Source organism: Flavilitoribacter nigricans DSM 23189 = NBRC 102662, from assembly GCF_002646595.1.
Lineage (GTDB): Bacteria > Bacteroidota > Bacteroidia > Chitinophagales > Saprospiraceae > Flavilitoribacter > Flavilitoribacter nigricans.
Genome location: NZ_PDUD01000099.1, coordinates 1 through 4,346 on the forward strand (window position 1 = coordinate 1; position 4,346 = coordinate 4,346).

A 4,346-nucleotide genomic window follows, 5' to 3' on the forward strand; every position below is an offset into this window, starting at 1 on the left:
CCCCCTCGTGCTGGCTCTGCCCGGTGCGGATGATGTCGGTATCATCTGCCTGGCGGGTAGTAGTGGCGGCTTGGTCTTTATCTTTGAGGCTCGGATCGCATACTTTGGCGTAAAACTCCAGTTGGTGCTCGATGATGTGCGTGCGGTCTTCATCCAGCAGCTCTCCGGAGAATTCCACGCGGCCGGCATAGGTGAGGCCCTGCCATTGGTCCAGGGCATTCACCACAGCATCGATGGCATCGAGGTGGTTGATGGCGGCGGCCTGGTTGGCGCTGCGATTGTCATCGTCCTGGTAGACCTGGTCAATGTAATGCAGGCGGAACACGTACTGATCGGAGTAGCGTACCAGGTCGCGCTCGATGTACCACTCTCCGCCCTGGAAGGCGATGAACACAGCCGGCAGCGTGTAGGGGATGTGCTCATTGGTTTCCCCTTTCATCATCTGGCCCTGTCCGTTGTAGAGGGCTACCGTGGCCAGGCCCGGTACTTCGGCCAGCAGGCGTGTTTGCATTTCCAGAAATGTGGCGGTTCTCCAACCCATGATAATTTATTTATTGAGGTATTTTCACCTCAGTAATTATGTTGTTAAGGGACATTTAAGGCTATTTCGAGGAAAATTTACCTCACACAGCGTCCGGCCCTTCATAGTCTTCATCTTCGCCGGTATCATCCGGCCCGTCTAAATGGTATTCAATCATCACTTAAACACTTTTATAAGGTTGAGTCGAATGAGCCTCCGGATGCGTTTATTCAGCTCCCGGCTCGGCCCGATAAATTGCCGCTTGGGCATCCTGAAGTTTACCTGTCGGGTATGCGCCCGCACGCGTGAGCGCCCTCCGGTACGGTTGCGGCGGTAGTGCGATCGCACATTGGCCCGCCCGGATACGCGGCCGCCTTCGTTGTGTATCTGGGCGTACTGCACATTGGAGCCGATGTATACCCGGTTGCCGGCCCGGCTGATACGCGTGATCCGGATGCTGCGTTTTAGCCGGCCGGTATCTACCAGAATGGCGCGGCCCTGGTTGCGTGGTGTTCCGGCCTTGCGCCTGCGCCACTTAATCAGTATGGCGTCTTTGAATCCCTGCCGGCGAAAGTTATCCTTTGCAAAGCTTACTGCCTCTTCGCCAATATTCACGGCCAGGCTTTTTTTGAAAACCTTGTAATTCTCTACGATCTTGGCGAATTGGTGTTCTGTCGGCATAGCTTATCCGTTTGCGATTGCTACCTCAGTATCCCGTACTGCCCGGATAAGCATTTCCTCAAAGATCTGCTCGATCTCCCGTACGGAGTTACTCAGGTTAGTGGTACTCAGGGTCTCTACGCCAACCATTTTTTGGATTGTCACGGTGACGTTCCTTTGCTGTTCTTTACCGCCTACTACGCCCCGGAGCCCCTCGGCGATCGCCGCTCTGCCGGCAGAAGTAGATCCGGAGGTACTGCGGGATGATCCGGTAGGCAGCGACGGTAGGTCCGAAGCTGGCCCGCCCAGGCTGTTGATATTGTTCTGGATCTTTTCAATATCAGCATCCAGCTCGCCAGCCAGGTTTACCCGGGAGATCTCGCTCTGCAGTACCCGCACAAAGTCTTTCGCACCCTCGCTGGTGGAGTCGGCCAGCTTATCGATCAGGTTTTGCGCCCGCTCCACGTTCACCTGGCCGGCTTCATCCATCAGGCCACGGTTGGCAGCTCTGCGGATCTGCACGGCTTCCGTATCGCTGAGGCTGCGCACCTGGTCGCGGGTCATACCCATGTCGCGCAGATCCCGGCGCGCTGAGCTGATCATGAAAGGATTGGTGGACTCGTAGAACTCCAGCGCATTCTCACCCCACCGGCCCAGGGTTTGCCCTATCTTAGATCCTTCTTTTACGCCTTTTCCCACGGCATCTGCCACCTGGCCAAAGTTCTGAATAATGCCGGGTAGGCGGCGCTCTACTTCCGGCAGCCAGTTACTGATCACGTAGTCCAGGCCCCGATTGATGTGCGGCAGCAGCTCCATGCCCAGGCGAGTGAAGAGCACGTTTACTTTGTTCTGGACGATGTCGGCCAGCTGCGTGGTATCTTCCTTGGCGTTGGCCAGGGCTTTTTCCAGACCGAACTCGGTACCATCAAAAGCCCGGAAGGTCTCCAGCATATTATCGCCATTCTTGGCGGCCTCACCGATGAGAGCAATCAGGCCCTCGCTACCTTTAAATTCGTTGACCAGGTTGGTCACCGCCCGGTCATTTCCCCGGAGCTTGGCAAACCGATCGTTCAGCTGGGAAACAATCTCATCGAGCTGACGAACTTTCCCCGTCTGCTTATCGAATACCTGTACTCCGATCTTTTCGAAGCTCTTCAGTGTTTCCGGGCGAAGCAGATCCGTGAATGCGCTCTTGGTAAGGGTGGCGGCCTCCTCTGCGCTTTTCGCTTTGGCAGTGAATACGGCAAAGAGTTTGTTGGCGCTGTCTACACTCTGGCCGGCTGTGTTGGCCGCTCCGGCGTAATCAGTTTGTACCCTGGCCAGTTGCTCAAAGGTGACGATACCTACCTGCACGGTTTTCACCGCTGAGGCAAAGAAGTCATCCATCTGATCGGCCTCCAGGTTAAAGTTGCGGATACCCTTCACGCCTCCCTCCAGGGCTGTGTTGAAGTCTACTTTAAAGGCACGGCTAAAGTCGGAAGTCTTCCGGGCAATAGCGTCTACCTCATTACCAAACATGCCGGTGCCGGATTGGATATCGAAAAAGGCTTTCGACATCTCGGTGCCGGCCCGGCCGGTAGCAAAGGCCGCATCGAGCACATTACGCTCCAACTTATCGATCTGGGCTTCGGTCTTATCCAGGTTCAAATTTTCCAGCTCCAGGAATTCGTGTTTGAATTCCTTGGCATTATTGGCGGCCTTGAAAAGACCGGTGGCCACGGCTCCACCGGCGATCGATCCCACGGTGAGCAGGTTGCGGCCTACTTCCCGGAGATTGATGTTCATGTCCGAAAAGGTGCCGTTCACCCGCTTATCGAACTCGCTACTTTTCCCGGATAGCTTATCAAAAAGCTTCAGGTTCGAATTGAGCGCCTGGCCTAGAAAATCCTTTACATCCAGTATAGTTAGGCTCCTGTTGTCCATGGCTTATCGTTTAGCGAGTGTAAGAATGCCGGCGCGCACCAGGTCCGGGAGATCTACGACAGTAAGGCTGAGTAGTTGCTCTGGATGGTCGTTGCCGAAGGCGATGCCGGCCAGCAGTGCCCGGCCCCGGAAAAATTTCAGCATCAATCGCTGGAGGGTACCCGGATTTTCCTGCAGCCAGACCTCATCCGGATTGGTGAGCAGATCCTCCAGCAGGTTCAGCAAGGCTGCCTGCTTTCTTTCCTTGAGGTCGTCCACCAGGTTTCGATCCATCAGGATCGGCCGGTCACGGTAATCCAGCAAGCGGATGCGGTCGGCTTCGTCCAGATCATGCCGACCCCGGCGGTCTTTCCACCAGCGCTCCAGCTCCCGGGCGGCCATGGTGCCGGCCTGCAGGGCGGGTAGTTTCTTCATGGCGGTGGCGCTCTTCAGGTTGTAGCTACGCCAGGTGAGGGTATTCGGATCGATGCCCTGAGCGTAATCCTGGCTGCGGGTGAATACCTGGGCAGCATCGCCGAAGTTGACCGCAAAGCCTTTATCGTTCATCGTTTGCCAGTCGGATCCCAGTGCGCCGATCGCGTCCTGCAGACTGCTGACTTCGCGGCCGGCCAGATCTGCCCGGCTCACGCCCTCGCATCTACAACCGAAACCATTTGGCGGAAATACCCGGGCTGCCTCCGGATCGTCGATACGGAAGATCAACCCATCCATACTTTGGTGGGTAGGCCGTACCCGATCATCACCCACCGTCTGGTATTCCCAGTACGGGCGCACGTCAGCGGCCTGCTTCATCCGCATCCAGGTAGCTCCGTTCTGAGCTGCCGCAACTGCATGGTTGTATTCGGCGCGCATCCAGTTTACATTGTAATTACTGAGCAGTGGCTCAGCCTGGCTGCGGAACTCAGAGAAGCTCCTGGAGCGGTTTTTGATCTGATTGAGTTGTTGGGTAAGCGCCAGGCTTTTGGCGGCGCTGAAGTGCTGCACATTGGCCTCCAGCAGGCTCTGGAAGAGATGATCCGGAGCATTATAGTCAATGTCATTAGATCCCACTCCAGTGCGCACAGCGTCCTCCAGTTGGCCGGCCAGGGCGAATAGGTACTTCCGGTTGATCTTTCCGGTGGCCAGCTGGTCAGTGTAGATTTGCTGCAGTAGTTCTTCTTCGGTTGCCGTGACGGCTCCTTCGCTGAGGCTCAGCTGAGCGTACTGTTTTAATCGGTACTCGGGTAGGCTAAGCTTTTTTTTT

The 4,346-nt window shown here is 56.1% G+C and carries 4 protein-coding genes; all 4 read right to left on the reverse strand.

Going from position 1 to position 4,346, the window contains the following annotated elements; genetic code table 11:
* Nucleotides 1-541, reverse strand: a 541-nt coding sequence (locus tag CRP01_RS41465; RefSeq protein WP_222845951.1) for a hypothetical protein, incomplete at its 3' end; no start/stop codon positions are given.
* 156 nt (nt 542-697) lie between these two features.
* Nucleotides 698-1,201 (reverse strand): phage virion morphogenesis protein, encoded by a 504-nt coding sequence (locus CRP01_RS41470; protein ID WP_099156002.1) that lies wholly within the window; start codon nt 1,199-1,201, stop codon nt 698-700.
* A 3-nt stretch (nt 1,202-1,204) separates the two neighbouring features.
* Nucleotides 1,205-3,103, reverse strand: a complete 1,899-nt coding sequence (locus CRP01_RS41475; protein ID WP_099156003.1) for a phage tail tape measure protein — start codon at nt 3,101-3,103, stop codon at nt 1,205-1,207.
* A 3-nt stretch (nt 3,104-3,106) separates the two neighbouring features.
* On the reverse strand, nt 3,107-4,346 hold a 1,240-nt coding region (locus CRP01_RS41480; RefSeq protein WP_143473775.1), incomplete at its 5' end, for a phage head morphogenesis protein.

Bases quoted from the DNA above. Each gene is read 5' to 3' on its own strand.
- CRP01_RS41470 (WP_099156002.1), bottom strand. From the start codon at position 1,201: ATGCCGACAGAACACCAATTCGCCAAGATCGTAGAGAATTACAAGGTT.
- CRP01_RS41475 (WP_099156003.1), bottom strand. From the start codon at position 3,103: ATGGACAACAGGAGCCTAACTATACTGGATGTAAAGGATTTTCTAGGC.